Source organism: Pedobacter sp. 01N416, from assembly GCF_056399685.1.
On sequence record NZ_JBFTRT010000525.1, the window covers coordinates 1 to 3,544 of the forward strand.

A 3,544-nucleotide genomic window follows, 5' to 3' on the forward strand; every position below is an offset into this window, starting at 1 on the left:
ATGGAACAGGATATAGAAAAATGGTTTGAGAAAGCTTTTGGCGTATTTATTGAAATCATCCAAAATAATCCAGAAGTGAAATGGAATAGAATTATCACAATATAAAACGGATATGAATGTCGAACGATTTTAATATCAAATCATCAACTATTGAAAAGGGGCTGAACCTTGTAAAGGAATTTCTTGGCAAACTGATTGGTCCTAGCGTCGAGGAAATAGAGACCCCAACAACAATTAGCATCAAATAAATGCCAAGTATGATTGTGGATACAAAATGGCTGATCTAGGAGAACTCTTTTTAAAGGTTTGAGAAAACAGAGATATTGAATTATGAATCTAGCTGAGTAATCCAATATTGTTAGTATTTACATATACTCATCTATGGGTATTAACCATTATAGATTTGCTTATGCGGAATTTTAACAGCAGATTAGCTGGAAACTAACGCTTTATCATGTCAGAAAACACAATTCCGAGTTCGAATAGCCATACCATAAGGTTTTATTTGCACACCCTCAAATTTACACCCTTCGCAAATATCCAAGACAATTCAAATGATATCCTTATTAAATTAATAACATTCCTCAACAAAGAGCGCTTGGAAAACAAAGCGTTCCTGGTAGACAAAAACAAAAACCGCCAGGACGGCGACAAAAGGGAACTTTTCATGAATGTTACCTATAGAATCCCGAAGACTAAAAAGATCAGGTGTTCCATAGCACTACTCAGGGCAGGGAAAAATCTAATGGTAAAACCTTTGGATACTTACGAACTCGTACCATTCAATAAAGCATCCGGATCAATTGCAGAAGTAACAAATTTCTTTATTGATTATAGCCGTAACCCCGCAATAATGTGTGTTGAATACAACCACAATGGCCCTAGGTTGTCAGATATAGAATATTATTTCCGGAATATTGCACACGAAGTTTTGAGACTCGCAAAAGCAACAACAACCACGACATTTATGGACGTGCCAATTGACAAAACAATTGAAGAACTTCACAACGTCCTAAATTTTGAAATCAAGTTAAAACCGCAAAATATTCCCCAGATGGATGATGATATTAAGGGATATATCACAGAATTTGCTAATTTAGGGCAAAAACTCAAGCCAAATTTTATACGTATAGAAGCGATGTTCCAGACCCCTGGTTCAAAAGTAAAAAGTGTAGAGCTGAATAAAGGTGCCAATACGATGATGACCGCGTTATTAGATAAGTTCAGGAAAAAACCTTACCATATTGATCATTTCGAGGAGTTTGAGTTGAAATATGTCAACAAAGATGGTGAAGATGCCACCTTCAATTTAATGAAAGGGAAGAAAGAAATATCAGTAGAAATCGAACCTGATGCTCATTTGACTTCTAAGGAATGGTTCGAAAAAATCGAAGGTGATTTTGACGAGTTTATGAAAAAATTTGAATCATGATCGACATTTATTTTAGGCGACCGATACTATATGATTACCTATTCTGCTGTATTATAACGGGGATACTTTATGTTTTATATATACGTCAACTTATTACAATACCCAAAGCCGAGGTAAGTATTTCGACCACAACCGACTTGGCAACCATCGCGCTAACCTTAGGCGGATTTGTCCTTACTTTGCTAACCGTATTAATCACATTTAAAACCGGAGCAAGAATTCCAAATGGTCAAGAAGGCGATATACCTTTATTTGACCTTTTCTTTTCTACAGGCCTGTATTACCGAACAACCACTTTGTTAAAAGGCTGTATAAAATCGTTAATATTTGTTGCAATTTTAGGATTCGTTCTAAAGCTCTTTTTGACAGAAACATTAACAAAATACATATTCTTCGCAAACGTAGTGGGACTCATCATAATCGCGACAACGCTCTGGCGTAGTCTCTTAATTTTAACAAACATCATCAAGCTACAAAAACAGGGCTAATAATTTGAAAGCAGAATCAATCATTAGGCTTTTATTTTTTATGATAAATATACTGTAATCACACGCGGCACTTCAATTTAATGGCCACTGCTCTTTTGACATTCAATCCTTTGCGAAAAACAGCATTATTCCATTGAAAAAAATTGTCCATTTCATATGGATCATAAAAAAGCCGTAATCACTAATCAATCGATGAATAGCTTTAGGAATTAGTTATTTTTGCATTTTAAATTTATGCTCATGATCAGTAGAGGACACCTCAATCCCAATCAGCTCGATATCCTACAAACGATACAGGACCGGATTAAAAACCAGGAAAAACGGACTTTAATCTCTATGCCGCCAGGTACCGGGGCAAGTAAGATCTCATCTATTATTGTACATGAATACTTGCCAAAGCTAGAACAAAAAGACCATATTTTAGTAATTTGTCCGGCAACGTACCTAAAGGAGTATTTCAAAAATCATCTCTCATTAAATCAAGAGCTGTCTACTACTGAAACACTTGGTCCCGATGAGAAAGAAAAACTACTGATCCTAACTGAGACCGAGTTATTTGACACCAAATACAAAGATTTTAAGAGTAATGCAAAACATTTTCCCCTTATATTCTTTTTAGACTATGATCCCGCCTCAAAGCGGATGAATGCAACATTAGAGTTTTTTAATAATTCAATGCTTGTTGCTTTTACAAGTAGCGAGCAGCCGTCAGTATATTTTGGTGCACTGAGCTTTAAATATACCACCCGTGATGCTATCCAAGATGGTAAGCTCACTGCGCTCCATATATCCAAGATTAAGATGGAAATGGCCGAAAGTCATGCACATACCCATAACCGTTTAGTAGGTAATTTGAATCTTACAGAACAGGAGACTAATACAGTAAGTGAAGATCAATATGAGTCATACCTCGAAATGCTGTGCGAAGATATCTTACTAAGAATTCAGGATGAGAAGACACTCATTACTGTTCCCACAGATGAATATGCTACTCGCATCTCACAGGCATTAATTAGGGCAAATGGAAACAGTGCCTTTACTACACTGATACATGCCCGCCAAAATGCTGGGGAAGTAAACCAACTGATCAAAGATTTTAACAACGAAAAATTTCCCCAGGTCCTAATCACTGTAGAACTTGCATCAGCAATAGGCAATATTCGTTGCTTGCGAAATGTAGTTGCTTTGAAGAACTACCTCTCCCCTTCAGTATTAAAACGTACGCTTGCCTTTGCGCAGCAACCTTTTCCTGGCAAACTTTATGTAAACCTGTTTGATTACGTCGGGCTTGACCTCATCTTCAAACAAATTTTTGACGATGAGGATTCTATACCACAATATTCAGAGCTGAGCTTAGAAAGAAAGTATGTATCTGAAACTGAAATCAAGTTTAGGGATAAAAAGGACATCGAGGCTGTACTCGCAGTGGATGAACTGGCCAGTGAGTTAAGTGACATTATCGATATTATACCTGGGGAACAGGGATCCATGATCGGAATTTTTGGGACATGGGGTCGCGGAAAGACTTTCCTAATGGACCTGATCTGGAAAAACCTTGAGTCTAAGAAAAAATTTACACGGGTTGATTTCCATGCCTGGAAATATCAGGACACACCAGCAACAT

Annotated in this window: 3 protein-coding genes; all 3 read left to right on the forward strand. The window is 36.9% G+C overall.

From position 1 onward, the window contains the following. Positions 1-598: 598 nt before the first annotated feature. Complete coding sequence (locus AC1DND_RS22860; RefSeq protein ID WP_477584897.1) at positions 599-1,432, forward strand: hypothetical protein; 834 nt, start codon at positions 599-601, stop codon at positions 1,430-1,432. Next, the gene (locus AC1DND_RS22865; protein WP_477584898.1) at positions 1,429-1,920 is read left to right on the forward strand and encodes a hypothetical protein; all 492 of its coding nucleotides are present in this window, start codon (positions 1,429-1,431) and stop codon (positions 1,918-1,920) included. Before AC1DND_RS22860 ends, AC1DND_RS22865 begins: the two co-directional genes overlap by 4 nt. Positions 1,921-2,160: 240 nt before the next feature. Next, the coding region (locus AC1DND_RS22870) for a DEAD/DEAH box helicase family protein (protein ID WP_477584899.1) at positions 2,161-3,544 on the forward strand (1,384 nt) is incomplete at its 3' end.

Coding starts and splice junctions, on each gene's coding strand:
- AC1DND_RS22865 (WP_477584898.1), top strand. CDS start 1,429: ATGATCGACATTTATTTTAGGCGACCGATACTATATGATTACCTATTC.